The 26,113-nt window shown below is 72.6% G+C and carries 25 protein-coding genes, 1 tRNA gene and 1 pseudogene; 16 read left to right on the top strand and 11 right to left on the bottom strand.

Annotation, left to right across the window (positions count from 1 at the left end):
* Positions 1–166 precede the first annotated feature (166 nt).
* Positions 167–1,534, bottom strand: a complete 1,368-nt coding sequence (locus KC207_RS01030; RefSeq protein WP_211601035.1) for an amidase — start codon at positions 1,532–1,534, stop codon at positions 167–169.
* A complete protein-coding gene (locus tag KC207_RS01035; protein ID WP_211601036.1) occupies positions 1,531–2,952 on the bottom strand; it encodes an MFS transporter in 1,422 nt (473 codons plus the stop codon). Before KC207_RS01035 ends, KC207_RS01030 begins: the two co-directional genes overlap by 4 nt.
* A gap of 89 nt (positions 2,953–3,041) precedes the next feature.
* Between KC207_RS01035 and KC207_RS01040 the strand changes: the two genes are divergently transcribed.
* The 3 genes from KC207_RS01040 to KC207_RS01050 all read left to right on the top strand — a co-directional run bounded on the left by KC207_RS01040 (position 3,042) and on the right by KC207_RS01050 (position 5,391).
* On the top strand, positions 3,042–3,602 hold the full coding sequence (locus tag KC207_RS01040; RefSeq protein ID WP_211601037.1) for a TetR/AcrR family transcriptional regulator: 561 nt from the start codon (positions 3,042–3,044) through the stop codon (positions 3,600–3,602).
* Between the two features lie 629 nt (positions 3,603–4,231).
* Positions 4,232–4,522, top strand: a complete 291-nt coding sequence (locus tag KC207_RS01045; RefSeq protein ID WP_211601038.1) for a transposase — start codon at positions 4,232–4,234, stop codon at positions 4,520–4,522.
* Positions 4,519–5,391 carry an IS3 family transposase gene (locus KC207_RS01050; RefSeq protein ID WP_211601039.1) on the top strand — a complete coding sequence of 291 codons (873 nt, stop codon included), beginning with the start codon at positions 4,519–4,521 and terminating at the stop codon, positions 5,389–5,391. The genes KC207_RS01045 and KC207_RS01050 overlap by 4 nt, the downstream gene beginning before the upstream one ends.
* A 39-nt stretch (positions 5,392–5,430) precedes the next feature.
* On the opposite strand, the pseudogene KC207_RS01055 reads toward KC207_RS01050, so the two are convergent.
* Both KC207_RS01055 and KC207_RS01060 read right to left on the bottom strand, forming a co-directional pair.
* Positions 5,431–6,147 (bottom strand): annotated as a pseudogene (locus tag KC207_RS01055) (helix-turn-helix domain-containing protein); the annotation flags it as partial.
* Positions 6,148–6,260: 113 nt separating this feature from the next.
* Positions 6,261–6,333 (bottom strand) — tRNA-Lys (locus KC207_RS01060).
* 194 nt (positions 6,334–6,527) lie between these two features.
* Here KC207_RS01060 and KC207_RS01065 point away from each other — a divergent pair.
* Entirely contained in the window at positions 6,528–7,829 is a 1,302-nt protein-coding gene (locus KC207_RS01065) for a serine hydrolase domain-containing protein (RefSeq protein ID WP_211601040.1), read from the top strand.
* A gap of 98 nt (positions 7,830–7,927) precedes the next feature.
* Here KC207_RS01065 and KC207_RS01070 read toward each other — a convergent pair whose 3' ends face one another.
* The 3 genes from KC207_RS01070 to KC207_RS01080 all read right to left on the bottom strand — a co-directional run bounded on the left by KC207_RS01070 (position 7,928) and on the right by KC207_RS01080 (position 10,869).
* Complete coding sequence (locus KC207_RS01070; protein ID WP_211601041.1) at positions 7,928–8,218, bottom strand: DUF4193 family protein; 291 nt, start codon at positions 8,216–8,218, stop codon at positions 7,928–7,930.
* Positions 8,219–8,418: 200 nt separating this feature from the next.
* Positions 8,419–9,522: a serine/threonine-protein kinase gene (locus KC207_RS01075; RefSeq protein WP_249138470.1), complete on the bottom strand. Its 1,104-nt coding sequence runs from the start codon at positions 9,520–9,522 to the stop codon at positions 8,419–8,421.
* Positions 9,523–9,669: 147 nt separating this feature from the next.
* On the bottom strand, positions 9,670–10,869 hold the full coding sequence (locus KC207_RS01080; protein WP_211601042.1) for a YihY/virulence factor BrkB family protein: 1,200 nt from the start codon (positions 10,867–10,869) through the stop codon (positions 9,670–9,672).
* Positions 10,870–10,986: 117 nt separating this feature from the next.
* On the opposite strand from KC207_RS01080, the gene KC207_RS01085 reads away from it, so the two are divergent.
* The 8 genes from KC207_RS01085 to pstB all read left to right on the top strand — a co-directional run bounded on the left by KC207_RS01085 (position 10,987) and on the right by pstB (position 18,213).
* On the top strand, positions 10,987–11,625 hold the full coding sequence (locus tag KC207_RS01085; protein WP_211601043.1) for a hypothetical protein: 639 nt from the start codon (positions 10,987–10,989) through the stop codon (positions 11,623–11,625).
* Between the two features lie 322 nt (positions 11,626–11,947).
* Positions 11,948–12,136: a hypothetical protein gene (locus KC207_RS01090; protein ID WP_211601044.1), complete on the top strand. Its 189-nt coding sequence runs from the start codon at positions 11,948–11,950 to the stop codon at positions 12,134–12,136.
* A gap of 142 nt (positions 12,137–12,278) precedes the next feature.
* Positions 12,279–12,902 (top strand): DUF47 domain-containing protein, encoded by a 624-nt coding sequence (locus KC207_RS01095; RefSeq protein WP_211601045.1) that lies wholly within the window; start codon positions 12,279–12,281, stop codon positions 12,900–12,902.
* A 7-nt stretch (positions 12,903–12,909) separates the two neighbouring features.
* Complete coding sequence (locus tag KC207_RS01100; protein ID WP_211601046.1) at positions 12,910–13,905, top strand: inorganic phosphate transporter; 996 nt, start codon at positions 12,910–12,912, stop codon at positions 13,903–13,905.
* A gap of 169 nt (positions 13,906–14,074) precedes the next feature.
* The gene (gene pstS, locus KC207_RS01105) at positions 14,075–15,181 is read left to right on the top strand and encodes a phosphate ABC transporter substrate-binding protein PstS (RefSeq protein WP_249138471.1); all 1,107 of its coding nucleotides are present in this window, start codon (positions 14,075–14,077) and stop codon (positions 15,179–15,181) included.
* 138 nt (positions 15,182–15,319) lie between these two features.
* Positions 15,320–16,267 carry a phosphate ABC transporter permease subunit PstC gene (gene pstC, locus KC207_RS01110; protein WP_211601047.1) on the top strand — a complete coding sequence of 316 codons (948 nt, stop codon included), beginning with the start codon at positions 15,320–15,322 and terminating at the stop codon, positions 16,265–16,267.
* Complete coding sequence (gene pstA / locus KC207_RS01115) at positions 16,267–17,412, top strand: phosphate ABC transporter permease PstA (protein WP_211601048.1); 1,146 nt, start codon at positions 16,267–16,269, stop codon at positions 17,410–17,412. The genes pstC and pstA overlap by 1 nt, the downstream gene beginning before the upstream one ends.
* Positions 17,413–17,433: 21 nt before the next feature.
* The gene (pstB, locus tag KC207_RS01120) at positions 17,434–18,213 is read left to right on the top strand and encodes a phosphate ABC transporter ATP-binding protein PstB (protein ID WP_211601049.1); all 780 of its coding nucleotides are present in this window, start codon (positions 17,434–17,436) and stop codon (positions 18,211–18,213) included.
* A gap of 36 nt (positions 18,214–18,249) precedes the next feature.
* Here the strand turns inward: pstB and KC207_RS01125 are convergent, their stop codons facing one another.
* Together KC207_RS01125 and KC207_RS01130 are read right to left on the bottom strand one after the other, a co-directional pair.
* A complete protein-coding gene (locus tag KC207_RS01125) occupies positions 18,250–19,191 on the bottom strand; it encodes an NUDIX hydrolase (protein ID WP_211601050.1) in 942 nt (313 codons plus the stop codon).
* Positions 19,192–19,199: 8 nt separating this feature from the next.
* Positions 19,200–21,512, bottom strand: coding sequence for an RNA degradosome polyphosphate kinase (locus tag KC207_RS01130; RefSeq protein ID WP_211601051.1), 2,313 nt, complete (start codon positions 21,510–21,512; stop codon positions 19,200–19,202).
* A 169-nt stretch (positions 21,513–21,681) separates the two neighbouring features.
* Between KC207_RS01130 and KC207_RS01135 the strand changes: the two genes are divergently transcribed.
* Entirely contained in the window at positions 21,682–22,845 is a 1,164-nt protein-coding gene (locus KC207_RS01135; RefSeq protein WP_249138472.1) for a molybdopterin-dependent oxidoreductase, read from the top strand.
* Positions 22,845–23,291, top strand: coding sequence for a hypothetical protein (locus KC207_RS01140; protein WP_211601053.1), 447 nt, complete (start codon positions 22,845–22,847; stop codon positions 23,289–23,291). The genes KC207_RS01135 and KC207_RS01140 overlap by 1 nt, the downstream gene beginning before the upstream one ends.
* Here KC207_RS01140 and mshD read toward each other — a convergent pair.
* Together mshD and KC207_RS01150 are read right to left on the bottom strand one after the other, a co-directional pair.
* On the bottom strand, positions 23,248–24,171 hold the full coding sequence (gene mshD, locus KC207_RS01145; protein WP_211601054.1) for a mycothiol synthase: 924 nt from the start codon (positions 24,169–24,171) through the stop codon (positions 23,248–23,250). The two genes, KC207_RS01140 and mshD, sit on opposite strands and share 44 nt — an antisense overlap.
* Positions 24,171–24,869, bottom strand: a complete 699-nt coding sequence (locus KC207_RS01150; protein ID WP_211601055.1) for a winged helix-turn-helix transcriptional regulator — start codon at positions 24,867–24,869, stop codon at positions 24,171–24,173. Before KC207_RS01150 ends, mshD begins: the two co-directional genes overlap by 1 nt.
* 21 nt (positions 24,870–24,890) lie before the next feature.
* Here KC207_RS01150 and KC207_RS01155 point away from each other — a divergent pair, with 21 nt between their 5' ends.
* Together KC207_RS01155 and KC207_RS01160 are read left to right on the top strand one after the other, a co-directional pair.
* On the top strand, positions 24,891–25,247 hold the full coding sequence (locus KC207_RS01155; RefSeq protein ID WP_211601056.1) for a MoaD/ThiS family protein: 357 nt from the start codon (positions 24,891–24,893) through the stop codon (positions 25,245–25,247).
* Positions 25,248–25,263: 16 nt separating this feature from the next.
* Positions 25,264–26,109, top strand: a complete 846-nt coding sequence (locus KC207_RS01160; protein ID WP_211601057.1) for a hypothetical protein — start codon at positions 25,264–25,266, stop codon at positions 26,107–26,109.
* Positions 26,110–26,113: the final 4 nt, after the last annotated feature.

The raw sequence follows: 26,113 nt of genomic DNA on the forward strand, positions 1-26,113 counted from the left end.
CTCGACCACCCGCGACACCAGGCACCGCCGAGCACTCCCGGCGCCGTCGGCACCGACGAGCGGGTGGTCGTCGAGGACGGTGGTGAGGTCCCATGTGACCTTGGCGCAGTTGCCCGCGGGGTCGCTGCGCGCAGCAGTGGGGCACGTCCGCACAGCATGGGAACTCCTAGCCGGGTAGGGCGGCCTTCTCGATCGTCGCTGCCGCCCGCAGGAGCGACCGCTCCGCGAATGGCCGGCCGATGACTTGAACTCCGACCGGCAGCCCCTCCGCGTCGGTTCCCGCCGGAACCGAGACGGCAGGGCGCCCGGTCAGGTTCGCTGGGGCGGAGAGCCGGACATATGCGTCGGAGACCGACTCCGAGGTCCCGTCCGCCCACGTCAGCACCTCCTGCCCGACCAGGGTCGCGGTCACAGGAGTCGACGGGGCCACGAGGACGTCGACCGTGGAGAACATCTCGTCCCAGGCGCGGGCGATCAAGGTTCGGGCCCGCTGCGCACGGACGTAGTCGGTGGCCAGGAACATCTCACCGGCTTCCAGCAGTCCCCGCACGTCCGAGCCGTAGAGATCGGCCGACGTATGCAGCTGCTCCTGGTGATAGGCACTGGCCTCCGGGACCATGAGTCCCCACTGCGTGGGGTGGTACAGGTGGGACATCGGGACCGTGACCGGTACCAGTCTCGCCCCAGCTTCTCCGAGTGCCTCGATCGATGCGCGTGCGACGTTCTCGACGCCCGGTTGCACGCGGTCGAAGAAGAAGTTCGTGGGGACCCCTACCCGAAGGCCCTCCCCACCGTGCTGGATGTCGCTGGCGACATCCACGACATGACGCGTGGCGCTGGCGGAATCACGCAGGTGGCGATCGCCGAAGGCTGCGAGGACGAGTGCCGTGTCGTGCACCGTTCGTGCCATCGGTCCGACGTGGTCCAACGACCAGGACAGGGATGCGACCCCCGCGCTGGGCAGGAGTCCGTACGTCGGCTTGAGGCCGACAACGCCGGTGAGCGCCGCAGGTACACGGATCGAGCCGCCGGTGTCAGTGCCCAGCGCGCCGAGTACCTGCGAGGAGGCCAGCGCGGCAGCGGAACCTCCACTCGATCCGCCAGGGATCCGATCGACGTCATGAGGGTTGCGGGTGGTTGGGGTGGTGAGTCCGTAGGCGAACTCGTGGCTGTGGGTCGACCCGATGATCACCGCTCCGGATCGGCGCAGGGCCGTCACCACCGCGGCGTCCTCCGTCGGGACACGTCCAGCCCTCACGGCTGAACTCGAGGTGGACTCCACGCCCTTGACGTCGATCAGGCTCTTGATCCCGAACGGGATCCCGTGCAGCGGGCCGCGATGGTGGCCGGCGGCCAGCTCGTGTGTCAGTCTCGCTGCCTGTTCGCGTGCACCGTCGACGTCGACCTGGGCGAACGCGCCGAGGCTGCCGAGGGCGTCCGTGGCCTCGAGCGACTGTTCGACGAGGTCGATCGGGCTCAGTTGCCCGGAGGCGATCGCCGCTCCTGACTCGGTGATGGTCGACGAGATGCTCATCGGTTCGTGCCATTCGGGCGGAAGGAAGATGCGGGCGGCGTCTCGTGGAGGGGGATCGTTCGCAAGACGGTGGTGACGGAGTCGATGTGGTTCACGGTGTCCGCGATCTGCTCGTGGCGCTCCTCGGGAAGGGGAAAGGCCGTGCGAGCAGAGTGCCGACGGACGTCGTCGGCCGACGCGAGGTGCGCAGCTCGCTCATCCGCGTCGCGGCCGCCGCGGGCCACGCCGACGAGAGCGCCCGCCGAGAGAGCGATCAGCACACCACCCACGGTCATCGCGGCGAGCTTGATCCCCCCCGCGCCGGCGAGCAGTCCTGCCAGGACCGCCGGAACCCCCATGGACAGGTAGCTGATCACGTAGAAGGTCGACAGGAGACCTGCGCGCTCCTCGGGACTGGCACTGGGCATCACGATGCGCATCGATCCCTGGAAGCCTGCACCGAATCCGATCCCAGCGATGAGAGCGCCACCGAAGAGCAAGGTCGCCATGTCGATACCGACGCCGACGAGACTCACGGACAAGCCTGCCACCAGCGACGCGGCGCCGATCGCAAAGACCCGAGCCGGCGAGTGGGCCCGCAGCACGAGAATGGCGGCAGCACCGGAGAGCGTCAGCGTGGACACCAGATCGGCCCCCATGAGTGGGGACGAGGTGCCAGTGATCTCGTTGGCGAGCCTCGGGCCCAGCGAGAGGTAGAAGCCGCCAAGCGACCAGACCGCCACGAGTACCGGAGCTGCTGTCAGCAGCGGCCGCCGAGCCATGGTCGGGGCGGCCATGCGTGGACGAAGTGAGCCCAGGGCCCCGGGCCGCCGGGGCGCGGTCTCCCTCATCATGGATGCCGCCATGGCAAGCAGCCCGAACGCGATGGTGAGCACGATGTAGACCGTCTGCTCTGGCGCGGGCGCCTCGACCACCAGCACCCCGGACCCGAGTGCGCCCGCGGCCATGCCGACCACCGGGGACACGCTGGCGACGAGGGCGGAGCGGTGAGGGATCAGGTCGGCCAGCGCTGCTGCCGTCGCGGAGGTTGCCGCTCCGGTGGCCAGTCCCTGCACGATGCGTGCGGCCGTGAGTTCTGGGGCCGAGTCTGCGACGGCGAACATGACCATGGCGATCATCTCCACCGCGATGGCGGCGAGGATCACCGGCTTGCGTCCGATGAAGTCCGACAGGCGCCCGGCAACGAGCAGCGCTCCGAGCAGCGCAAGGGCGTACGCGGCGAAGATGACGGTGACGCTCACCGGCGCGAGCGACAGGGATTCCTGGTAGGTCGCGTAGAGCGGCGTCGGCGCACTCGATGCGGCGAGGAACGTCATCGTGATGGCCGCGACGAGCACGAACGGTGCGACGACTCGGCGCGGCGCGGAAAGGGGATCGGACGCGACGGCGCTCGTTGGGGTCGGTCCTGTGCTGGGCATGCTCGCCTCTCTAATGCAGAATCTTTGCTTTAAGGCCACCGTAGGTCGCCCCACCTCCAAAAGCAACTTCTTCGCGTTAAGGTGGACGCATGAGCACCGTCAGCAAGGCCCGCCCGGGCGGTCGAAGCGCACGAATCCAAGAGGCCGTCCACGACGCGGTGAGATCGCTGCAGGCGTCGTCATCTCGCGACGCCATCACCGTCCCCCTCATCGCAGCCAGGGCAGGCGTCACTCCCTCGACCATCTACCGGCGCTGGGGGGACCTCGCGGCGCTGCTGTCGGACGTCGCCGCGGATCGTTTCAGGACCCCCGAGTCCCCAGCCGAAACGGGGTCCCTTCGCGGCGATCTGCTCGCGTGGGCCGCGCAGTTCATCGAGGAGATGGGATCCACGCCGGGCCGCGGCTACATCATCGACGTCGTCGCCGGCGACAGCACCGGCGCGAACACCGGCGCATGCGTCAACTACGCGCGAAGCGCCCTGAAGGAGATCTTCGGCCGAGCACCCGACGCCGGGCTACGAGACCTGGAGGACGCCCTCGACCGCCTCGTCGCCCCCATGATGTACCGCATCATCTTCGACTCCGATCGCATCCCGAGCGGGTATTCGACCACGCTTGTCGAGCGGTACCTCGCCGCGCATCCGACGTAATCGTGTGACGGCTCGAGCGTGCATCGGACTTTCGACCGTCTGCCCTCGACCTCGTGGCGCCCACGGCAGTCCGGCGTCAGACGAACGGTCGGGCGTGACACGCGTCGCGGGTGACTCCGCAGATGATGGGTGACGAGGTGACGTCGCCACACTGCTGCTGGCTCATCGCCTCGCGGTGAGCCCGGTCATGATCCCCATGGACCGACAACTCGCCAGTCCGGCGGCCACGCGAAGGGGAATCCAATGTCCTACGCGGTAGCCGATGCGGCAGAGCAGTTCCAGTAGCTCGTGAGCGATGTCCCCGACCTCGAACAACCACTCATCGTCGCGGTGGCCTGCATGGTGCGTCTCATCGGGGGCGAACTCCGACCGCCACTATCGCAGTGATCGGTGGCATCAATCCAGTGGTCGTTGCGCTGTAGCGGCTGCCGGAAACCCGTTGTGCGTGACCCTGTTGGTGTTCTTGGGGTCGGGCGTGAGGGCGGCCGTCATCGCCGCGCAGCCAGGTGTCCGGTGAGAGGTGCTCGGGTCGTCGGTCCATGAGCCGGGCGGCATCAGCGACGCCGGAGCCTGACCCGCTTTTCCGGACACCTGAGCTGAGGCGATGATCGTCTTGGAGAGGAGTCTGGATGCCTGCACCGAAGCCGTTGGAGTTCCGTCGTCGGGCGGTCGAGCTGACCCGGGTGCCGGGTGCGTCGGTCGCGACGATCGCCAAGGACCTGGGGATCAGCGAGTCGTGTCTGCGCCGGTGGATGGCCAAGGACGACGTCGACGCCGGTCGCCGAGTGGGTGTGACCTCGAGTGAGCAGGAGGAGCTGGTTCGGTTGCGGCGGGAGAACCGCCGTCAGGCGATGGAGATCGAGATCCTCAAGCGGGCCTCGGCGTACTTCGCGCAGGAGAACGTGCTGCCCCCAAAATGACCGCCCCGCTGGTCCGTGAGCTGGCCGCCGACGGGTATCCCGTCGCGGTGACCTGCGAGGTGCTGGGCATCGCCCGCTCCAGCTACTACGACGCCGTGGACCGCCCGCCCTCGAAGCGGGCGGTGGCCGACGCCGAGCTCGCCGTCACGATCGAGCGCGTCCATGTCGACTCGCGCGGCACCTACGGCGCCCCGCGGGTCCACGCCGAGCTGCGCCTCGGGCTTGGCGTCGCGTGCGGCCGCAAACGGGTTGCCCGGCTGATGCGCCGGGCCGGGCTGTCCGGGGTGTGCCATCGCCGCAAGCGAGGACACCGTCCCGCGCCGGCCACGCACGAGGACCTGGTGCAACGGGTCTTCACCGCCGACGCCCCGGACCGAGTGTGGTTCACCGACATCACGCAACACCGCGCGAGCGACGGGTGGGTGTACTGCTGCGCCGTCATCGACGCCTACAGCCGCCGGATCGTGGGCTGGTCGATCGCCGACCACATCCGCACCGAGCTCGTCGTCGACGCCCTGGAGATGGCCCGCTGGCAACGCCGCCCGACACCCGGGACGATCCTGCACGCCGACCGCGGCTGCCAGTACACCTCCTGGGTCTTCGGCCACCGCCTGCGAGACGCCGGCCTCCTCGGCTCGATGGGCCGGGTCGCCTCCTCGGTGGACAACGCGCTCATCGAGTCGTTCTGGTCCACGATGCAGCGCGAGCTGCTCGACCGCCGCACCTGGCCCTCGCGAGTCGAGCTCGCCGCCGCGATCTTCGAGTGGATCGAAGGCTGGTACAACCCCCGCCGCCGGCACTCCACCCTCGGATACCTGTCCCCGCACGAGTACGAAGCCCTTCACACCGCCGCCATCACCGCGGCATGATCACCACACCGAAACTGTCCGGGAAACCGGGTCAGGCTCCGAGCGGGGTTTGGTCAGGAGGTGCTCGATGCCGTTGACCCGGCAGATCCGGTCGAAGAGGACCTCGGTCGGGGGATGGTTGAACCGTCCGGTGAACACCTTCCCGTTGTCGGTCAGGACCTGTTCGGGCACGCCGTGCCGGCGCAGCGCCGCCTCGAACGCGTCACAGACGGCCTGGGTGCGTTCTCGGGTCATCAGCGCCGCGCTGACCACGTACCGGGAGTGGTCGTCGATCCCGGTCAGGCACTTGATGCTGGTGCCGTCGGCCAGGCCGATCCCGCCGACCACATCCAGCTGCCACAGCTCGTTCGGTCGGCCTCGCTCCCACCGTTTCCACTCCCGCTGCTCGCGACGCCGCCGGCCGGGTTCGACCAGCCCGGCCCGGCGCAGCGCCCGGTACACCCCGGACTCGCTGGTGACCAGCCCGGCCTTGGACAGCTCGTGCACGATCCGCCGCGGACCCCACCCCGGATGCTTCCGGCGCGCCTCGAGGACCGCGATCTCGACAGTCGCACCCATCTGGTGCGGGCAGGAGGCCGGCCGGTGGGACCGGTCGGCCAGACCCTCGAGCCCGCTCTCTTCGTACCGCGCCAGCCAGGCATGCACCGTTTGCCGGGACACCTGCCAGGACGCGGCGACCTCGGTCACCGTGCGGCCATCTCCGATGACCGCCAGGACCGCCTTGTACCGCTGCTCGACCACACTCAGCTCCTTCATGGAAGGAGCGTCAAGGATCAGCCGAAACACCTGTCAAGCCTCAGCCGGACCACTGTCACGGATCAGCCGAAGCCCGAATGTCGCCCATCAGGCGGAGCCATACAGTTGCAGAGTGGGCCCCGTGGGGCTCGAACCCACAACCTACGGATTAAAAGTCCGCAGCTCTACCGATTGAGCTAGAGGCCCGGACGGCGGCGCCGACGTGCGTCCGCCCCGACCGACCGGCCGCCAGTATGTCGCACCGCGCCACCTCATCCCGCGGGTGGAGGGGCGACCAGCCCGAGGACGGATGTGACCCCCCGGCGGCCCCCGTAGACAGGGAGGCGAGCGGCGCCGCAGGGGAACGTGGCGCCGACACCGACACCCACGCAGGAGGGGCCATGACCACCCGACACCGACCGAACGTCGTCCGCGCCGCGGGGCTCGCCGTCGCGCTCGCCGTCACCGCGCCACTCGCGGCCACGACGGCCGCCGCGGCGCCCGCCACGCCCAGCGCGGCACCCACGACGACCATCGACGCCGCACCGCTGCAGGCGGACCTCGATGCCGTGGTCGACGCCGGCGCGGTCGGCGTCGTCGGGCACGTCACCAGCGGCGCGGCCGAGTGGTCCGGCGCGGCCGGCCACCGTGACGTCGCCGGCGGCACGGACGTCCGCCCCGGCGACGTCGCCCGCGTCGCGAGCGTCACGAAGGCGATGGTCGCCACCCTCGTCATGCAGGAGGTCGACGCCGGCCGCTGGACCCTCGACACGACCGTGGACGACGTCCTGCCCGGCCTCCTGCCCGGTCGCGGCGACGTCACGCTCGAGCAGCTGCTGAGCCACCGCAGCGGCCTGCCCGAGTACCTCACCCCGTTCCTGCTCGAGGCGACGACGAACGAGGCGTTCATCGACGTCCTCCGCACCAAGCGCACGGACGAGGAGCTCGTCGCCGCCGCCCTGTCCCAGCCGTGGCTCTTCGAGCCGGGCGCCGACTTCTCGTACTCGAACACGAACTACGTCGTCGCCGGGATGATGCTCGAGGAGACGACCAACCGCCCGATGCACGTCCTGCTGGAGCAGAGGGTCTTCCGCCCGGCCGGCATGGACGATGCCTACTACCCGACCCGCGGCGCGACCTTCCGCGGCAGGGCCCACGTCCCGGACGTCGCGATCATCGAGGGCGACCGCCTCGACCTGGCCCGCACGACGTCCTCGATCTTCTCCGCCGCCGGCGCCGTCGTCGCGAGCGCCGAGGACATCGCCGACTTCTACCGCGCCCTCTTCGCCGGCCGGCTCGTGTCCGACGCCGCGCTCGCCACGATGACCGAGCCCCGCAGCACCACGACACTCGTCTACGGCCTCGGCATCTACCAGGGTGTCGACCCGTGCCCCGGTCCGGACGGGCAGCAGCAGCCGATCTACGGTCACGACGGCGCGTCCTTCGGCACGTTCTCCGTCGTCTTCACCTCGGCCGACGGGGAGCGCCAGGTCGCGATCGCCGCGGGCGGCCGTCAGTACGTCGAGGCGCCCCCGGCCGTTGCCCCGCTCAACACCTTCCTCGTCGACGGGCTCGCCGCGGACTGCGAGCTCCCCGTCGCCCCGCAGTCCCGGCAGCGCTCGCTCGACAGCCTCGAGGACCTCCCCGAGCGGCTCTCCGCCGACGTCGACGCCGCCGTCGGCGACGGGCTCGTCCGCCGCTGACGCCGACCACGACCACGCGCATGCACGAGAAAGGGCGCCCCACCGGAGTCGGTGGGGCGCCCTTCTGCTCGACAGGGAACGCGTGTGGCGTCAGGTCCTCAGGCGCAGTCGCGGCACAGGCTCGTGCCGGGCTTCGTCTCCTGGCTGACGTGCGAGACGAGGAAGCACGACATGCACGTGAACTCGTCCTTCTGCTTGGGGATGACCCGGACCTCGAACTGGACGTCGGACAAGTCCGCACCCGGCAGGGTCAGGCCGTCGGTGGGCTCGGTGTCGTCCTCGAGGAGGCTCGTCGTCGTGCGGCTGCGGGCCGCGTCGAGCTCGACGATGGTGTCGTTCTTCTCCTCCTCGCCGTCGCGGACTCGGGGGGCGTCGTAGTCGGTGGCCATGATCTGGGCCCCTTTCGCTGAGAGTCTTGTCGAACCTTCGTCTAACTCGGAGCACCGAGTATGCCCAGGTCAGGGCGATGTGTCAAAGGTTCGTCGCAGGTTGAACGCACGAGTTCACGCGATGGTTCCCGGGGTGTCGCACGACAGATCCCGGCACCGTCGAGGACGGTCCGGGTGGGGCGAGGAGGGCCTTGGCGGGCCTACCTGACGAGCCCGAACGAGGTGAGGGCGAGGACGAGGGCGACCCCCGACGCGGGGACCCACGCCCAGTGGACGCGCCGACGCCGGGGCCGTGCGTGCCGCGGTCCGGAGTGGGTGGGCGTCGGCGTCGGGTCGGCCAGGGCGCCGTCCGCCCGGACCTGGGGGTCGGACGAGCGCGCGGCGAGCGACTCACGGGCGACGTCGGCGTCGACGTCCCGCTCCACGTCGCCGGCGTCCTCGGCCGCGTAGCCCAGGACGTCCTCGGCGGCGCGGTCGTCGAGGCACCCGGCCTCCGGCAGGCCCAGCCGCTCCCCGAGCTCGCGAGCGCTCTCGGGACGTGCGGCGGGCGCCTTGGCGAGACACTGCTCGATGAGGGCCCGCAGCTCCGACGGGACGTCGTCCGGCAGCGGCGGGGGCGGGTCGTTGACCTGCGACAGGGCGGTGGCGACCGGGGTGTTCTTCTCGAACGGCCGGCGGCCGGTGAGCATCTCGTGCGCGACGACACCGAGCGCGTACAGGTCGGAGGCGCCGGTCGCGGGCTCGCCGAGGGCCTGCTCGGGGGAGAGGTAGTGTGGGGTGCCGAGGACCTCGCCGGTGCGGGTCTGCCCGGAGCCGTCGACGGCGCGGGCGATCCCGAAGTCGGTGAGCTTCACCTCGCCGCCGGGGGTCACCATGATGTTGCCGGGCTTGACGTCGCGGTGGACGACCCCGGCCTCGTGCGCGGCGCCGAGGGCGAGGGCCGCCTGCCCCATGATCGAGCGGACCTCGTGCGCCGGCAGGGCGCCGCGACGCTGCACGAGGGCCGAGAGCGGCTCGCCGGGCACGAGCTCCATGACGAGGTACGCCAGCGAGTCCTCCTCGCCGTAGTCGTAGACCGTCGCGACGTTGGGGTGGCTGAGGTTGGCGGTGTATAGGGCCTCGTCGCGGAAGCGCTGGGCGAACACCGGCTCCTCGTCGGTCGTCGCCCGCATGACCTTGACGGCCACGGTGCGGGCGAGGACGTCGTCGGTCGCCTCCCAGACGTCCCCCATGCCGCCGGAGGCGATGCGCGTCGTCAGCGAGTAGCGGCCCCCGAGGCGGAAGCCCTCCATGAGCCGGTTCACCGGCGCTGTCCTGACGTCACGGCGACGAGACTAGACGAACCTTCGACAGATGTCACCCCGACTGACCTGCGATGTTCAGAGTTCGTAGAGACTTCCGCCGACGGGACCCACCGGCCGCCGGTCCCGGCCGGGTCGACGCCCGGAGGCTCAGCGCCAGGGGGTGGCACTCGCCCGCTCGGCGGCGACCTCCGACGGCAGCGGCTCGAGGTCGGGCGGCGCCACGGCGCCCGCCTCGCCCGGGCGGGCGCGGTGCCGGCCGGCCCGTCGGCGACGGGCCGGGACCCCGTTCTCCGCGACCGCGGCCCGGCGGATGGCCCGCCCCTCGACGATGCGTTCCTGCAGCTTCTCGGCGGCCTTGTCGGACTGCGTCGTGTCCCGTGGCTCGAGCTGCACCCGTCGCTCGGCCCGGATGCCGGAGGCGAGCTCGCGGACCCGCTCGAGCTCGGCGTCGATCTCGGCGCCGAGGAGCAGGGCGATGTTCGTCAGCCACAGCCACAGCAGGAGCACGATGATCCCGCCGAGGGTGCCGTACGTCGCGTTGTAGCTGCCGAAGTTGCCGACGTAGAACCCGAAGCCGACCGACGCCAGGATCCACACGACGATGGCGACGACGGCGCCGGGCGAGATCCACCGGAAGCCGGGCTGCCGCACGTTGGGGGTCACGTAGTACAGGGTCGCGACCATCCCCATGACGATGAGGAGGATGACCGGCCACTTGACGACGTTCCACACGAGCACCGTCTGGGTCCCCAGGCCGATGCGGCTTCCGATCGTCTCGGCCACCCCGCCGCTGAGGACGAGGCCGAGCAGGACGAGCGCCGCGGCGAGGACGAGGCCGAAGGTCACGGCGACGTTGACCGGCCGCAGCTTCCAGATCGGGCGACCCTCCTGGACGCCGTAGACCCGGTTGAGCGCCCGCCCGAACGCCCCGACGTACCCCGACGCCGAGAACAGGGCGGTGAGGACACCGAGGACGAGGGTGAACGAGGCCGCCCCGCTGCTCACCATGCCCTCGAGGGGACCGCGCAGCTGCTGGGCGACGTCGGCCTGTCCCAGCCGGCCGAGGATCGTGATGATCTCGCGGACGACGAGGTCGCCACGCCCGACGACGCCGAGCAGCGAGAAGAGCGCCAGCAGCGCGGGGGCGACCGAGAGGACGGAGAAGTACGTGAGGGCCGCGGCGAGGTCGGTGCACTGGTCGCGCTGGAACTCGTCGAAGGCCGACCTGAGGGTGTGGACCACCCCACGCCGGGACAGGGAGGTCGGGCGCGACACCTTCGCGGACTCCGGCGGGGCCGGGCGGGGGGAGGCGCTGGTGGCGGCGGCTCCCGAGCCGTCGTCGCTCATCGGTCCTCCTGCACGGTCGAGGTGGCGCGCGGCACGCCGGGACCGGTCCAACCTATCCGCCGGGGCGGCGCGCCCGCAGGTGGGAGGGGGTGCGGGCGCGGGTGACACACTGGCCGGGTGAGCAGTGACCCCGGCCGCCCCCGCCGACCGATCCACTTCACGCCGGACGAGCTCGAGGCGCACGGCGGCACCCTGCCGGGCCCCGCCGAGACGACCGAGGTCGCCCACCAGACGGCCGCCATCCTCGTCGGGACCGGCCGGGCCGCCCACGACCCCGAGGTGACGACCCGTCTCGTCGGGCTCGTCGACGACCTCGGCCTGCCCACCGTCGCCGGGCTGTGGTCCTCGCGCCCCGCGCGCAGCCTGCCCGGCGCCCTGTGGCGGCTCTACGTGCTGCGCGAGTGGACCCGGCGCAGCGCCGAGGAGGCGAGCCGCGAGTACGCCGCCGGCATCCGCTTCACCGACGTCGCGCACGCCATCGCCGGGATCGCCGAGCCGCCCGAGCCCGAGGAGCTGCAGCTGGTCGTCGACCGCATCCTCGCCGGGGTGTTCGACGGTGACCTCGCCGTCGCCCTCGAGCGGGCCTCGGCCTTCTGCGCCGTCGTCGCCGCCGGGCGGGCCGAGCTCGCGCACGACTCGGACGCCCTCGATCCGGAGGGCGCGAGCGACCTCACCCGGTCCGGCGCCCAGCTGCTCTCGACCGGCGAGGACCTGCGTGCGTGCGCCCGGCTCTGGCGGGCCGGCGAGCTCGACTGACGACCCGGGCCGGAAGGTCCGCCCCCTCGGGATGATCCGAGGGGGGTGCCCGCGTTATGGTCGACGGTGGGTGCCGGGCCGCGGCAGCCCCGGGTCCCAACATCAGCCGCCACGAGCGGCCACGCGCCGTGAGGCGCTCCCGGCCCGGCACCCGCCACCACCTCCTCCCCTCCGCCGCACGGCGCCACGCCGAGCCGTCCGGCCGCCCTGACGAGCCGTTCGGCCACCGTGGTCCCGACGGACGGCGGGCAGGCCCGGACGGACGGCCCGAAGCGGCGCACGCAGCACCCCGTCGCCGCCCCCCGCGCCCTACCGTTGGTGCATGCCCGACGACCACGAGCTCACCGACGTCGACCTCCAGGCGGAGATCGACCTCGTGGGTGCCCTCGTGCTCGCGGCGGCCCACTCCGACGGTCCCCTCACCCAGGACGCGATCGACGAGCTGCTCGGCGTCGTCCCCGCCGGCCCGTCGCCCGCACGGGGACCCGCCGGGACCGGCTCCGCCGACTGAGCGCGTCCTTCGCACCCACCCCGTCGACGGCTGCTGCGCGCCCACCGCCCGCCGCCCGGTCCGACGCGCTCCCCGCCCGCTCCGGGCCCTACGCTGGGACCGCACACCCCGCACCGACCGCACCCTCCCGGAGACCGACGCCGTGGGCTTTCGCCTCACCCCGCAGGACCCCACCTTCTTCGACCTGTACGCCGCCTCCGCCGCGCAGCTCGTCCAGGGTGCCGAGGTCCTCACGACGCTGCTCGGGGCCGAGCCCGCGGAGCGTCCCGAGATCCTGCGCCGGATGCACGAGATCGAGGCGGCCGCCGACGACGCGATGCACGACATCGTCCGCAAGGTCCACGGCTCGTTCGTCACCCCGTTCGACCGCACCGACATGCACGGCCTCGCCGTCGCCCTCGACCAGTGCGTCGACCTCATGGAGGCGGCGGTCGACCTCATCGTCATCTACCGGGTCCACCCGCTGCTGCCGCGGGTCTCCAAGCAGGTCGAGATCATCGCCCGGATGGCGCACGTCACCGCCGACGCGATGCCCCGCATGCGCTCGATGAAGACCCTGAACGGCTACCAGGTCGAGATCACCCGGCTGGAGAACCGCGCGAACAAGCAGTACCGCAAGATGCTCGGCGCCCTCGTCGAGGACCCCAAGGCCGACCCGCTCACCGTGATGAAGCACAAGGACGTCATCACCGCCCTCGAGGCGACGGCCAACGGGTTCGAGCAGGTGGCGCTCAAGGTCGAGGCCATCTCCGTCCGGGAGTCCTGAGCCCGTCGTGGAGTGGTGGCCGGTCGTCCTCGTCGTCGTCGTCGCCCTCGGCTTCACGTACACCAACGGCTTCCACGACGCCGCGAACGCCGTCGCCACCTCGATCGCGACGAAGGCGCTCACCCCCCGCATCGCCCTCGGCCTCGCGGCCCTGATGAACCTCCTCGGCGCCTTCGCCGGGATGCGGGTCGCCGAGACGATCGGCAACGACATCGTCGCGATCCCCGTCGGCGGCGTCGGCGTGACGATCTGCGTCGCCGCGCTGCTCGGGGCGACGACGTGGAACCTCCTCACGTGGTGGCGCGGGATGCCGACGTCGTCGACGCACGCCCTCGTCAGCGGCCTCGCCGGCGCCGCCCTCGCGGGCGGCGCGACCGTCCAGTGGGAGGGGCTGCGGGACAAGGTCGCCGTCCCCACGGTGCTCTCGCCGGTCGTCGGGCTCGTCGGCGGCCTGCTCCTCATGACGCTCGTCTTCTGGCTCTTCCGGCGTGCGGCCCCGGGGCCGACGGCGCGGCGGTTCCGGTACGCGCAGACGGTGTCGGCGTCGGCGATGGCGTTCGGCCACGGGATGCAGGACGCGACGAAGAGCGCCGGCGTCGTCGCGCTCGCCCTCGTCGCGACCGGCCACCGCGACGCGACCGAGACGGCCGTCCCGCTGTGGGCGCTCGCCCTGTCCGCCGTCGTCCTCGCCCTGGGGACCTACGCGGGCGGCTGGCGGATCATCCGCACCCTCGGCCGGGGCATCAGCCACCTCGACCCGCCGCAGGGCTTCGCCGCCGAGACGACGGCCGCGACGATCCTCTACGTCGCGACCGCCACCGGCGCGCCGATCTCCACGACGCACACCATCACCGCGGCCATCCTCGGCGTCGGGACCGCCCGGTCCCCGCGCGAGGTCCGGTGGGGGACGGCCCGGCGCATCCTCCTCGCCTGGGTCCTCACCGTCCCCGGCGCCGGCCTCGCGGCTGCGGCCGTCACGCTCGTCGTCGTGCCCGTCCTCTGAGGGCGTCCTCAGGCTCCCCGGGGGTGTTCAGCGGTCGGTCACCGTCCGTTCACCCTCGCCGACCGCTCCGGTTCACCTGCCCTCCCTACCTTGGCGGACGTCGGCGAAGAGGCCGGCCTTCCCCGGCCGCTCCGGCCGCACCCAGAAGACGTCCAGAGAGGGACCACACGTGAAGCTCCACCGCATCGGGATGACGGCCGCCATCGCCGCCACCTCCCTTGCTCTCGCCGCGTGCGGGAACGACAACCCCACGAACACCGAGCCCGCCGCGGGCGGCTCCGAGGGCGGCGGCACGCTGTCCGGCACCCTCCAGGGCGCGGGCGCCAGCTCGCAGGAGTCCGCGATGACGGCCTGGATCGCCGGCTACCAGGCCGTCGAGCCCGACGTCACCGTGCAGTACGACTCCGTCGGCTCCGGTGCCGGCCGCGAGAACCTGCTCGCGGGGGCCGTCGCCTTCGCCGGCTCCGACGCCGCGCTCGACGAGGAGGAGCGCGCTGCGGTGACCGAGGTCTGCGGCCCGGACGGCGCGATGAACATCCCCGTCTACATCTCGCCGGTCGCCGTCCCCTTCAACCTCGAGGGCGTCGACGAGCTCAACCTCAAGCCGGCCACCCTCGCGATGATCTTCGACCAGCAGATCACGAACTGGAACGACCCGATGATCGCCGAGGACAACCCCGACGCCGAGCTGCCCGACCTGCGGATCACCGCGGTCAACCGCTCCGACGAGTCCGGCACGACCGAGAACTTCATGGAGTACCTCTCGGCCGCGGCCCCCGACGCCTGGTCCTACGAGGCCGACAAGGCGTGGCCGGTCGCCGGTGGCGAGGCCGCCGCGCAGACCACGGGCGTCATCGAGGTCGTCGGCAGCACGAACGGCGCCATCGGCTACGCGGACGCCTCCGCGGTCGGCTCGCTGAGCGCCGCGAACATCGGTGTCGGTGACGAGTACGTCGCCTTCTCGCCGGAGGCCGCCGCCCGCGTCGTCGACGCCTCCGACCCGGCCGAGACCGACGTCGAGGGCGACCTCGCGCTCGACCTCGCCCGCGACACGACCGAGTCCGGCGCCTACCCGATCGTCCTCGTGAGCTACCACATCGTGTGCCACAGCTACGAGGACCAGGAGACCGCGGACCTCGTCAAGGGCTTCGTCGGCTACGTCGTCTCCGAGGAGGGCCAGACCGCCGCCTCCGAGGCCGCCGGCTCCGCCCCGATCTCGGACGACCTGCGCACCCGCGCCCAGGAGTCCCTCGAGCTCGTCACGGCCGGGAGCTGACCTGAGACCGGCCCCGACCTCCCGCACCGCGGCGGCCACCCGGCACACTCGGGTGGTCGCCGCGGAGCGGTGCCCGGGACCCGTCCCACGCGTACCACCCCCCACGACCTGTCCCACCCCTTCGCAGCGAGGATGCGTATGAGCGCCACGACGGCACCCGAGACGCCGCCCCAGCAGCACGGCAAACCCACCAAGCGGCCGGGGGACGTCCTCTTCCGCGGACTGTCCACCGCGTCGGCCTTCAGCATCCTGCTGATCCTCGCCGGCGTCGCGATCTTCCTCGTCTCCGAGGCCCTGCCGGTCTTCGGGGCCGACCCGGCGGAGGTGACCGGGGGCGAGGGGTTCGTCTCCTACGTCTGGCCGCTCATCTTCGGCACCCTCGTCGCCTCGCTCATCGCGATGGTCGTCGCGACCCCGGTCGCCGTCGGGATCGCCCTCTTCGTCTCGCACTACGCCCCGAAGCGGCTCGGCACGGCCATCGGGTTCGTCATCGACCTGCTCGCCGCCGTCCCCAGCGTCGTCTTCGGCATGTGGGGCTTCCAGGTGTTCGCCCCCCGCCTGGTGCCCTTCTTCACCTGGCTCAGCGACAACCTCGGCTTCCTGCCGTTCTTCGAGACCGCGTCGCGGACCGGCCGCACGATCCTCACGGCCTCGCTCGTCCTCGCCGTGATGATCCTGCCGATCATCACCGCCGTCTCGCGCGAGGTCTTCCTCCAGACGCCGCGGCTGCACGAGGAGGCCGCCCTCGCCCTCGGCGCCACCCAGTGGGAGATGATCCGCACGGCGGTCCTGCCGTTCGGCAAGCCCGGCGTCATCGGCGGCACGATGCTCGGCCTCGGTCGTGCGCTCGGCGAGACGATGGCCGTCGCCATCATCCTCTCGCCCGGGGTGTTCACCTGGAACCTCATCGACTCCGGCAACATCACCGTGCCGGCCGAGATCGCCCTGAACTTCCCCGAGGCGGCCGGGCTGCGCCTGTCCGAGCTCATCGCCGCCGGCCTCGTCCTCTTCGGGATCACCCTCGGGGTCAACCTCCTGGCCCGCTGGGTCGTCAACCGCCGCGCCGAGTTCTCCGGAGCCAACTGATGAGCCTCGACACCGCCCCCACGCCCCCGCAGGAGCGCAAGCAGCGCAAGCTCTCGGAGATCGAGGGCGTCGAGCTCGAGGTCGTGCGCGCCAGCAGCAACCGGCTCTCGCTCCTCGCGCTCGGCGGCGCCGCCGTCCTGCTCGTCCTGCTCGTCGTGCTCGGTCTCAACCCCGCGCTCGCGCTCGTCGCCGCGTTCGTCGTGTACCTCGGGGTCGTCTTCGTCGCCTACCGCAACACCGCCGGGCCCCGGGTCGCGCGCGACCACGTCTTCCGCGGCCTCGTCGGTGCGGCGTTCGTCCTCGCCGTCGTCCCGCTGCTGTCGCTGTTGTGGACCGTCGTGTCCCAGGGTGGCCCGACGCTGGTCGACCCGGCGTTCCTCAACCAGACGATGAACGGCGTCACCGGACTGCAGGACCAGGCGACCCAGCGGGACGGCGCCCCGCTCATCGGCGGCGCGTACCACGCCGTCATCGGGACGCTCGTCATCACCGGCATCGCCGCGCTCATCTCGGTGCCGATCGGCGTCTTCACGGCGATCTTCCTCGTCGAGTACCAGCCCAAGGGCCGGGTCTCGCAGGTGATCCGGTTCCTCGTCGACGTCATGACGGGCATCCCGTCGATCGTCGCCGGTCTCTTCGCCTTCGCGCTGTGGGCCGTCCTGTTCGGCATCGGCACCAAGAACGGCTTCGCCGGCGCCGTCGCGCTGTCGGTCCTGATGATCTCGACCGTCGTGCGCAACAGCGAGGAGATGCTGCGGATCGTCCCCAACGAGCTGCGCGAGGCCTCGCTCGCCCTCGGCGTCCCGAAGTGGCGGACCATCGCCAAGGTCGTCCTCCCGACGGCCGCGTCCGGACTCGCGTCCGGCGTGACGCTCGCCATCGCCCGCGTCATCGGCGAGACGGCGCCGCTGCTCGTCGCCGTCGGCTACGCCCGCGGGCTCAACGTCGACCCGTCGCAGGGCCCGATGAACACCCTCGCCGTGTACGCGTACTACATGTTCACCAAGCCGCTGAGCCCCGGGTTCCGCGAGCCCAGCCTCGACCGGGCCTGGGCGGCGGCGCTCATGCTCGTGCTCATCGTCGTCGTCCTCAACCTCTCGGCCCGCGTCATCGCCAAGGCCTTCGCCCCCAAGACCGGTCGCTGACCAGGAGACCCCACCACCACCATGTCCAAGCGCATCGACGTCAAGAACCTCGACATCTACTACGGCGCGTTCCACGCGGTGAAGAACGTCTCGATGACCATCGAGCCGCGCTCGGTCACGGCCTTCATCGGCCCGTCCGGCTGCGGCAAGTCCACCGTGCTGCGGACCCTGAACCGGATGCACGAGGTCATCCCCGGGGCCTACACCACCGGTGAGGTCCTCATGGACGACAAGAACCTCTACGCCAAGGACACCGATCCCGTGGACGTCCGCCGCCAGGTCGGGATGGTCTTCCAGCGGCCGAACCCCTTCCCGACGATGTCGATCCGGGAGAACGTCCTCGCCGGCGTGACGCTCAACAGCAAGCGGCTGTCGAAGTCGGCCGCCGACGAGCTGGCGGAGCAGTCGCTGCGCGGGGCCAACCTGTGGACCGAGGTCAAGGACCGGCTCGACCGGCCGGGCTCGGGGCTGTCCGGCGGCCAGCAGCAGCGCCTGTGCATCGCCCGGGCCATCGCCGTCCAGCCCGAGGTCATCCTCATGGACGAGCCGTGCTCGGCCCTGGACCCGATCTCGACGCTCGCCATCGAGGACCTCATCAACGAGCTGAAGAGCGACTACACGGTCGTCATCGTCACCCACAACATGCAGCAGGCGGCGCGCGTCTCGGACCGCACCGGGTTCTTCAACCTCGAGGCGACCGGCATGCCGGGCGAGCTCGTCGAGATGGACGACACCCAGAAGATCTTCAGCAACCCGAGCAAGCCCGCGACCGAGGACTACATCTCCGGCCGCTTCGGCTGACAGCCCGTCACCCCCGGGGCCGGACGGCGCCCGGGGTCAGGGGAGGTGGCGCTCGACGGCGACGACGCGGGCCCGGCCGCCGGTCCCGCTCACGTGGCAGACGAGCGCCTCGCCCTTGACGAGCCGCTCACCGGCCGCGGCGTCCAGGGCCGCGCGGTCGGGTGCGGCAGCGTCCTCGGCCAGCGGGCGCAGCACGTCGAGCAGGGCCGGCAGCACCGGGCCGTGCGAGCACAGCACGACCGGCCGCCCCCGCTCGAGCAGCCGGGAGAGGTGGTGGACCGCCCGCTCCGGCTCGAGCGCGTAGCCCTCCTCCGACAGCCCGCGCCGACGCCGCATCGGCACCCCGTGGGCCTGCGCGAACCCCGCGACGGTGTCGACGCACCGGGCCGCGGGGGAGGTGACGACCCGCCGCGGACCGTAGGCCGCGAGGAGGGGCTCGAGCGCGGCCGCGCGCCGCCGGCCGTCGTCGTCGAGCGGCCGGTCGGGGTCGGGCGCCGACCACGACCCCCGCGGGACGGCGTGCGCGTGCCGGACGACGACGAGCGGCCAGGTGTCGAGCGTCCCGGCCTGGTGCCGCCGGACGAGGGCGAGCAGCTGGTCCCGGTCGCGGGCGTAGTCGAGCCGGTCGTGGGCCGCCCGGGCGTCGAGCCACGCGACGTCGTCGATCTCGTTGACGAGCCGGCCGTCCCCGCCGGTGACCCGTGCTGCCCAGTACCGGACGACCTTGTCGCCGGCCCGGCCGTCCTTGCCGAGCAGGGTGTAGCGGGCCTCCGGCAGCGGCACGCCGAGCGCGACCCGCAGGCCGGTCTCCTCGACCGTCTCGCGGGCCGCCGCCACGGCCCAGTCCTCACCCGGGTCGAGCTTGCCCTTGGCCCAGGACCAGTCGTCGTAGCGGGGTCGGTGGACGAGGGCGACCTGCAGGTCGCGTCCGGCGAGCCGCCAGGGCAGCGTGCCCGCGGCGGGGATGGGGGTCGGCATCCGGCGGCTCAGCGGCGACGGGCCTTGCGGCGCCGCTTGGCGTGCATCGCGACGAGGGCCGTCTGCAGGTCCGGCAGCGGCTCGCCCTCGTCGTCGAGGTGGCTGCGCGTCCAGCGACCGTCGCCGCCGAGCCACCAGTGCGCGTACTCCTGCGACGCCCCGCGCTCCAGGAGCGAGCGGAGGTCGTCGAGGTGGCGCTCCTCGGTGATCTGGACCAGCGCCTCGACCCGGCGGTCGAGGTTGCGGTGCATCATGTCGGCGCTGCCGATGTACGCGACCGGCTCGCCCCCGCCGCCGAACCAGAAGACCCGCGAGTGCTCGAGGAAGCGGCCGAGCACCGAGTGCACCTCGACGGTCTCGGACAGCCCCTCGACACCGGGCCGCAGCGCGCAGATCCCGCGCACCCACAGCCGGACGCGGACCCCGGCCATCGAGGCCCGGTACAGCGCGTCGATGACCTGCTCGTCGACGATCGAGTTCACCTTCCACGCGATGAGCCCGGAACCCGGCTCGGCCTTCTCGTGCTCGATCTCGCGGTGGATCTGCGCGAGCAGCCCCGAGCGGACCGAGCGCGGGGCGACGAGCAGCCGCTTGAACTTGCTGCGCGGCGCGATCCCGGACAGCTGGTTGAACAGCCGGCCGAGGTCCTCGCCGACCTGCTGGTCGTCGGTCAGCAGCCCGAGGTCCTCGTAGAGCCGGGCGGTCTTCGGGTTGTAGTTGCCGGTGCCGACGTGGCAGTACCGGCGCATCCCCTCTGCCTCCTGGCGGATGACGAGGCACAGCTTCGCGTGGGTCTTCAGGCCGACGATGCCGTAGACGACGTGGACCCCCGCGTGCTCCAGCTTGCGGGCCCAGGAGATGTTGTTCTCCTCGTCGAAGCGGGCCTTGATCTCGACGACGGCGAGCACCTGCTTGCCGGCCTCGGCGGCGTCGATGAGGGCGTCGATGATCGGGCTGTCGCCGCTCGTGCGGTACAGCGTCTGCTTGATGGCGAGGACGTTCGGGTCGGCGGCGGCCTGCTCGAGCAGCGCCTGGACCGAGGTCGAGAACGAGTCGTAGGGGTGCTGGAGCAGCACGTCCTGCTTGCGGATGGAGGCGAAGATGTCGCGGGCCTTCGCCGACTCCGTCGGGGCGAGGTCGGGGTTGGTGCGGGCGACGAACGGCTCGTAGTGCAGCTCGGAGCGTTCCAGGTCGGCGATGGCGTTGAGGCCGCGCAGGTCGAGCGGCGCGGGCAGCCGGTAGACCTCGGAGGACGCGACGCCGAGCTCGCGGACGATGAGGTCCATGACGTGGTCGTCCATCGCCTCCTCGACCTCGAGCCGCACCGGCGGGCCGAACCGGCGCCGGGTCAGCTCACGCTCCAGCGCCGTGAGCAGGTTCTCGGCGTCGTCCTCCTCCACCTCGAGGTCCTCGTTGCGGGTGACCCGGAAGGTGAAGTGCTCCCGGACGTCCATCCCGGGGAAGAGCTGGTCGAGGTGGGCCGAGATGACGTCCTCGAGCGGCACGAACCGGGTGTCGAACATGTCCGCGAGCGGCGACTCGTCCGGTCCCGGCTCGACCCGCAGCAGGCGTGGCAGCATCGGCGGCACCTTGACCCGGGCGAAGTGCTCCTTGCCGGTCTTGGGGTTGACGAGGATGACGGCGAGGTTGAGCGACAGGCCGGAGATGTACGGGAACGGGTGCGCGGGGTCGACGGCGAGCGGGGTGAGGACGGGGAAGAGCCGGTCGCTGAAGACCGTCCCGAGGCGGTCGCGCTCCTCGTCCGACAGCTCGTCCCAGCGGACGATCGTCACCCCCTCCTCCTCGAGGGCGGGGCGGACGTGCTCGGCGTACACCCGGGCGTGGAGGGCCATGAGCTCGTGGGCGACGCCGGAGATCTGCTCGAGGACCTCACGCGGCTCGAGCCCCGAGGCGGACCGGACGGCGATGCCGGTCGCGATGCGGCGCTTGAGGCCCGCGACCCGGACCATGAAGAACTCGTCGAGGTTCTGGGCGAAGATCGCGAGGAACCGGGCCCGCTCGAGCAGCGGCACGTGCGGGTCGGCGGCGAGCTGGAGGACCCGCTCGTTGAACTGGAGCCAGGAGATCTCGCGGTCGAGGAAGCGGTCGGCCGGCAGGTCGGCGTCGGGGTCCTCCGGCGGTCCGGGGGAGCGCACGAACCGGCCGTTCGTGCCGCGCGGCTGCTGGTGGCGGGTCTCGCTCGCCGACGCGCTCGCGATGGACACCTCGCTGACGATCGTGCCGTCGGCGGAGGCGTCCGCCGCGACCTCCCGGGCGCTCCCGGCCTGCTCCTCGACGTCGACTCCGGACTCCGCGGTCATGCGCCCATCCTGTCAGGTCGGGTGCCCACCGGGCCCGTCCGTCCCGTCCGTCACCGGCTGTTCACCCACGAGGTCCGCCCGGCGTCCTCCGACCTCGGCGAGCGGTCGGTGCGACGGCGCGCCGAGGTCCACACTGGGACCATCGACCGACCCCGACGTCAGGAGCACCGTGCGCACCGCACCGCCCCGCGAGTCCGACTTCACCTCCCGGCTGCGCAGCCCCGCCGTCGCGAGCCGGGTCGGGGTCGCCCTCGGCGTCTGCTTCGCGCTGGCGTTCGTCACCGGGGTGGTCAGCCATTGGGCCCAGGCCCAGACCTGGTGGATCCCCTACCCGACGGCGCCCGCGTGGGGGTACCGCGTCACCCAGGGCCTGCACACCCTGTCCGGCATCGCGTGCATCCCCCTGCTCCTCGTCAAGCTGTGGACCGTCTTCCCCCGGCTGTTCCAGGCGATGGCCCGCCCGACGACTCGCACCGGGCTCCTCCAGCTGCTCGAGCGCGCCTCGATCGCCGTGCTCGTCGCGGCGGCGATCTTCCAGCTCGTCACCGGCCTCGCGAACGCGGCGCAGTGGTACCCGTGGGGCTTCGGGTTCATCGTCACGCACTACGCGATGGCGTGGGTCGCGATCGGCGCCCTCCTCGTCCACGTCGCCGTCAAGCTGCCGGTCATCCGCGCCGCGCTCGGCGCCGACGTCGAGTCCGGGGCGCTGGACCGCCCCGGCACCGCGCCGCGCAGCGCAGGGCTGACCCGGCGCGGCCTGCTCACGACGACGTGGGTCGCGGCGGTCGTCGCCGTCCTCGCCTCGGCCGGCAACACCGTGACGCCGCTGCGGCGGGTGTCCGGGCTCGCCGTGCGCGACGGCGAGGGCCCGCAGGGTGTCCCGGTCAACAAGAGCGCCGAGTCCGCGGGGGTCACCGAGACCGCCCGCGACCCGGGCTTCCGGTTCGCCGTCGTGGGCGCGGACCGCACCGTCGAGCTGAGCCGGGCCGAGCTCGAGGCCATGCCGCAGACGAGCGCCACCCTGCCCATCGCGTGCGTCGAGGGCTGGAGCGCCAGCGGGGAGTGGTCGGGCGTGCGCGTGCGCGACCTGCTCGACCTCGCCGGGGTGCCGGCGGGCACCGACGTCGCGGTCCAGAGCCTCCAGCAGGGCGGGGTCTACACCCGCACGACCCTCCAGGGCAGCTTCGCCGACCATCCGGACACCCTCCTCGCGCTCCGGCTGAACGGCGAGGACCTCGACATCGACCACGGCTTCCCGTGCCGGGTCATCGCCCCGAACCGCCCGGGGGTCCTCCAGACCAAGTGGGTCCGCTCGATCGAGGTGCAGGCCTGATGGCCGCGCGGCTCGCCCTCGGTGCGCTCGGCGTCCTCGCCGGCCTCTACGGCGCGGTGCGTCTGCTGCAGACCGGCACCGACAACGTGACCGCCGCCCTCTGGTGGGTCGCGGGAGGCGTCGTCGTCCACGACGGTCTCCTCGCCCCGGTCGTCGTCGTCCTCACGGTGCTCGCGCTCCGGGTCCTGCCCGCGGCCGCCCGGCCGTGGACCGCGGCGGCGGCGGTCGTCGTCGGGACCGTCACGGTGACGGCCATCCCGGTCCTCGGCCGGTTCGGCGCCCGCCCGGACAACCCGACACTCCTCCCGAGGGACTACGTGCGCAACTGGCTGATCGTCGTCGCGCTCGTCGTCGTCGGCACGGCGCTGCTCGCGCTCGTGCGCACCGCGCGGGAGCGCAGGGTCAGCCCGGGACCGAGTACTGGGCGTCCACCGCGAGGTCGGTGAAGCCGATCCGCTCGTAGGTGCGGCGGGCGGCGACGTTGTCCCCGTCGACGTAGAGGCGGACCTCGGCGAGCCGCTGCCGGGCGAGGTGGGCCAGGCCGAGCCCGGTGAGGGGTCCGCCGAGCCCCTGCCCCTGCTCCTCCGGGTCGACGCCGACCGCGTAGACCTCCCCGGAGCCCTGCCGGGTCCCGGTCATCCCGGGGGCGTGGCTCGCGAGGTCGTCCGGCTCGACCTTCGTCCAGTGGAAGGCGACGACGCGGCCGTCCCGCTCGAGCAGCAGCAGCCCGTCCGGGTCGAACCACGGCTGCTCCATCCGCTCGTGGAGGTCGGCGAGCCGCAGCCGTCCCTGCTCCGGGTGGCCGACGAACGCGGCGGCGTTGAGCGCCACCCACGTCTCGTCGTCGCGGCCGGGGTGGAAGCCGCGGACGGTGTACCCGTCCGGCAGGTCCGGGTCGCGCTCGTCGGCGTCGCCGAGCCGGCGGGACATCTGGTGCAGGCTGCGGGTGCGCTCGAGCCCGGCGGCCCCGGCGAGCGCGCGGGCCGGGTCGAGGTCGCCGTGCGCCCAGACGCTGCGGGTGCCGTTGGCGAGCGCGGCGTCGAGCAGCGCCCGTCCGTGCCCGGCGCGCCGGTGGGCCGGGTCGACGACGAGCTCGGCGACGGCGTCGGCGGTCCCGGCCGACGACACCTGCGCGTAGCCGAGCAGACCCGCCTCGTCGTCGGTCCGCAGGAGGTGGACGACCCCCTCGCGGGCGGGCCCGAGCCCGAGGGCGAAGGCCTCGGACACGGCGCCGACGCCGTCCGCGGCCTCGGCCCGGTCCCAGAGCTCGCGGACCCGGGGGCCGAGCCCCTCGTCGACCCCGGTGAGCCGTTCCGTGCGTGCCATCAGCCCTCGACCTCCTCGAGCTCGCCGGCGGCCTCCGGGACGAAGCGGTAGCCGACGTTGCGGACCGTCCCGATGAGCAGCTCGTGCTCGGTGCCGAGCTTCGCCCGCAGCCGCCGCACGTGGACGTCGACGGTGCGGGTACCGCCGAAGTAGTCGTAGCCCCAGACCTCCTGGAGCAGCTGGGAGCGGGTGAACACCCGCCCGGGGTGCTGCGCGAGGTACTTCAGCAGCTCGAACTCCTTGTACGTGAGGTCGAGCAGCCGTCCGCGCAGCCGTACCGAGTACGTCGCCTCGTCGATGACGAGCGCCCCGGCGGTGATGGGCCCGTTCTCGTCGAGCGCCCCCTCCTCGCGCCGACCGACCGCGAGCCGCAGCCGGGCCTCGACCTCGGCGGGACCGGCGGTGTCGAGGACGACGTCGTCGACCCCCCACTCCGCCGTGAGGCCGGCGAGCCCGCCCTCCGTCACGACGACGAGGAGCGGCGCGTCGACCCCGGTCGTCGTGAGGACCCGGCACAGCGACTTGGCCATCGCGAGCTCGCGGCGGGCGTCGACGAGGACGGCGTCGGCGTCCGGGCCGTCGACCAGCGCCGACGCCTCCGCCGGGAGGATGCGAACATGGTGCGAGAGGAGCCCGAGCGCCGGCAGGACCTCGGCACTGGGCGCCAAGGTGTTCGTCAGCAGCAGCAGGTGGGCCATCGCCCATCAGAATAGGGCGTCATGCAGGACCACTCCGCGACCACGGGCGATTCCGGGACGACCTCCGGCACCGCCGCCCCCACCGGTGGCCCGACCGGTGCCGCCACCGGCGAGCCGGCCGGCGGCGCCGCCGCGAGCGGTGAGGTCACCGTGCGCTACTGGGCCGGCGCCCGGGCGGCGGCCGGGGTCGAGAGCGAGACCGTGCCCGGCCTCGCCACCGTCGGGGACCTCGCCGCGGCGCTCGGTGCGGCCCGGCCCGCCCTCGGCCCCGTGCTCGAGGTCGCCACCCTGCTGCTCGACGGGCGTGCCGCGACCCCCGAGCAGGACCTCCCGGCGGGCTCCGTCGTCGAGGTGCTCCCGCCCTTCGCCGGGGGGTGATGGGAGGATGCCGGACGTGGACGAGGTGACGACGGAGGCCGTCCCGGAGACCCGGGCCGCCCGCCGGGCGCGCCGCGAGGCGCTGCTGCGCAGCCCGCTCATGCCCGCGATGGCGACCGTGCCGCGGCCGGTCGTCGTCGCCGTCACCGTCGTGCTCTCCTTCCTCCTCGTCGCCGCGGTCCGCACCGACGCCGTCCTCGTCGCCGCCGGCCTCGCCTGGATGGGGCTGCTCCTCGCATGGGGCTGGCCCCGGCTGCTCGGCAGCTCGTCCCGGTTCGGCAGCACGCTCGCCGTGGCGGTGGGCGGCGTGCTGGCGCCCGTGGCGGCCGTCCTGCCCGACGGCCGGCCGACGCTGCGCTTCGTCCCCGTCGCGCTCGCGGTGGGGCTCGGCTTCATGTTCGGGCACCAGATCGCCCGGCGCGACGGCCGTCCCCGGCTCACCGAGTCCATCGGGGTCTCGTCCTTCGGGCTGGCGCTCGTCGCGCTCGGCACGACGTGGCTGCCCCTCCTCGAGACCGGGGCGGCCGCCGAGGTCGCCCTCGTGGGGTTCGTCGGCGTCGCCGTCGGGTCGCTCGCCGACCTCGCCGTCGGCGTGACCCGGCTGCGGCCCTGGCTGCTGCCGGTCGCGATGGTCCTCGGCGGGTCCGGGGCGCTCGTCGCGGCGTCGGTCGTCGGTGGGCCGCCGCCCGCCGTCGCGGCGCTCACCGGGCTCCTCGTCGCCGCCGTGTCGCACGCGCTGCGCCGGGTGCTGTCGGTGCTGCCGCCACTCACCGCGATCCGGTGCCAGGTCGCCGCGGCGGCCGCCGGCGTGCTCCTGCCGGGCGTCGTGGCCTACGGCGTCGGCCTCGTCCTCGTCGGCTGAACGG

Source organism: Phycicoccus avicenniae, from assembly GCF_018139485.1.
Classification (GTDB): domain Bacteria; phylum Actinomycetota; class Actinomycetes; order Actinomycetales; family Dermatophilaceae; genus Phycicoccus; species Phycicoccus avicenniae.

Coding starts and splice junctions, on each gene's coding strand:
- KC207_RS01030 (WP_211601035.1), bottom strand. CDS start 1,534: ATGAGCATCTCGTCGACCATCACCGAGTCAGGAGCGGCGATCGCCTCC.
- KC207_RS01035 (WP_211601036.1), bottom strand. CDS start 2,952: ATGCCCAGCACAGGACCGACCCCAACGAGCGCCGTCGCGTCCGATCCC.
- KC207_RS01040 (WP_211601037.1), top strand. CDS start 3,042: ATGAGCACCGTCAGCAAGGCCCGCCCGGGCGGTCGAAGCGCACGAATC.
- KC207_RS01045 (WP_211601038.1), top strand. CDS start 4,232: ATGCCTGCACCGAAGCCGTTGGAGTTCCGTCGTCGGGCGGTCGAGCTG.
- KC207_RS01050 (WP_211601039.1), top strand. CDS start 4,519: ATGACCGCCCCGCTGGTCCGTGAGCTGGCCGCCGACGGGTATCCCGTC.
- KC207_RS01065 (WP_211601040.1), top strand. CDS start 6,528: ATGACCACCCGACACCGACCGAACGTCGTCCGCGCCGCGGGGCTCGCC.
- KC207_RS01070 (WP_211601041.1), bottom strand. CDS start 8,218: ATGGCCACCGACTACGACGCCCCCCGAGTCCGCGACGGCGAGGAGGAG.
- KC207_RS01080 (WP_211601042.1), bottom strand. CDS start 10,869: ATGAGCGACGACGGCTCGGGAGCCGCCGCCACCAGCGCCTCCCCCCGC.
- KC207_RS01090 (WP_211601044.1), top strand. CDS start 11,948: ATGCCCGACGACCACGAGCTCACCGACGTCGACCTCCAGGCGGAGATC.
- pstC (WP_211601047.1), top strand. CDS start 15,320: ATGAGCGCCACGACGGCACCCGAGACGCCGCCCCAGCAGCACGGCAAA.
- pstA (WP_211601048.1), top strand. CDS start 16,267: ATGAGCCTCGACACCGCCCCCACGCCCCCGCAGGAGCGCAAGCAGCGC.
- pstB (WP_211601049.1), top strand. CDS start 17,434: ATGTCCAAGCGCATCGACGTCAAGAACCTCGACATCTACTACGGCGCG.
- KC207_RS01125 (WP_211601050.1), bottom strand. CDS start 19,191: ATGCCGACCCCCATCCCCGCCGCGGGCACGCTGCCCTGGCGGCTCGCC.
- KC207_RS01130 (WP_211601051.1), bottom strand. CDS start 21,512: ATGACCGCGGAGTCCGGAGTCGACGTCGAGGAGCAGGCCGGGAGCGCC.
- KC207_RS01140 (WP_211601053.1), top strand. CDS start 22,845: ATGGCCGCGCGGCTCGCCCTCGGTGCGCTCGGCGTCCTCGCCGGCCTC.
- mshD (WP_211601054.1), bottom strand. CDS start 24,171: ATGGCACGCACGGAACGGCTCACCGGGGTCGACGAGGGGCTCGGCCCC.
- KC207_RS01150 (WP_211601055.1), bottom strand. CDS start 24,869: ATGGCCCACCTGCTGCTGCTGACGAACACCTTGGCGCCCAGTGCCGAG.
- KC207_RS01155 (WP_211601056.1), top strand. CDS start 24,891: ATGCAGGACCACTCCGCGACCACGGGCGATTCCGGGACGACCTCCGGC.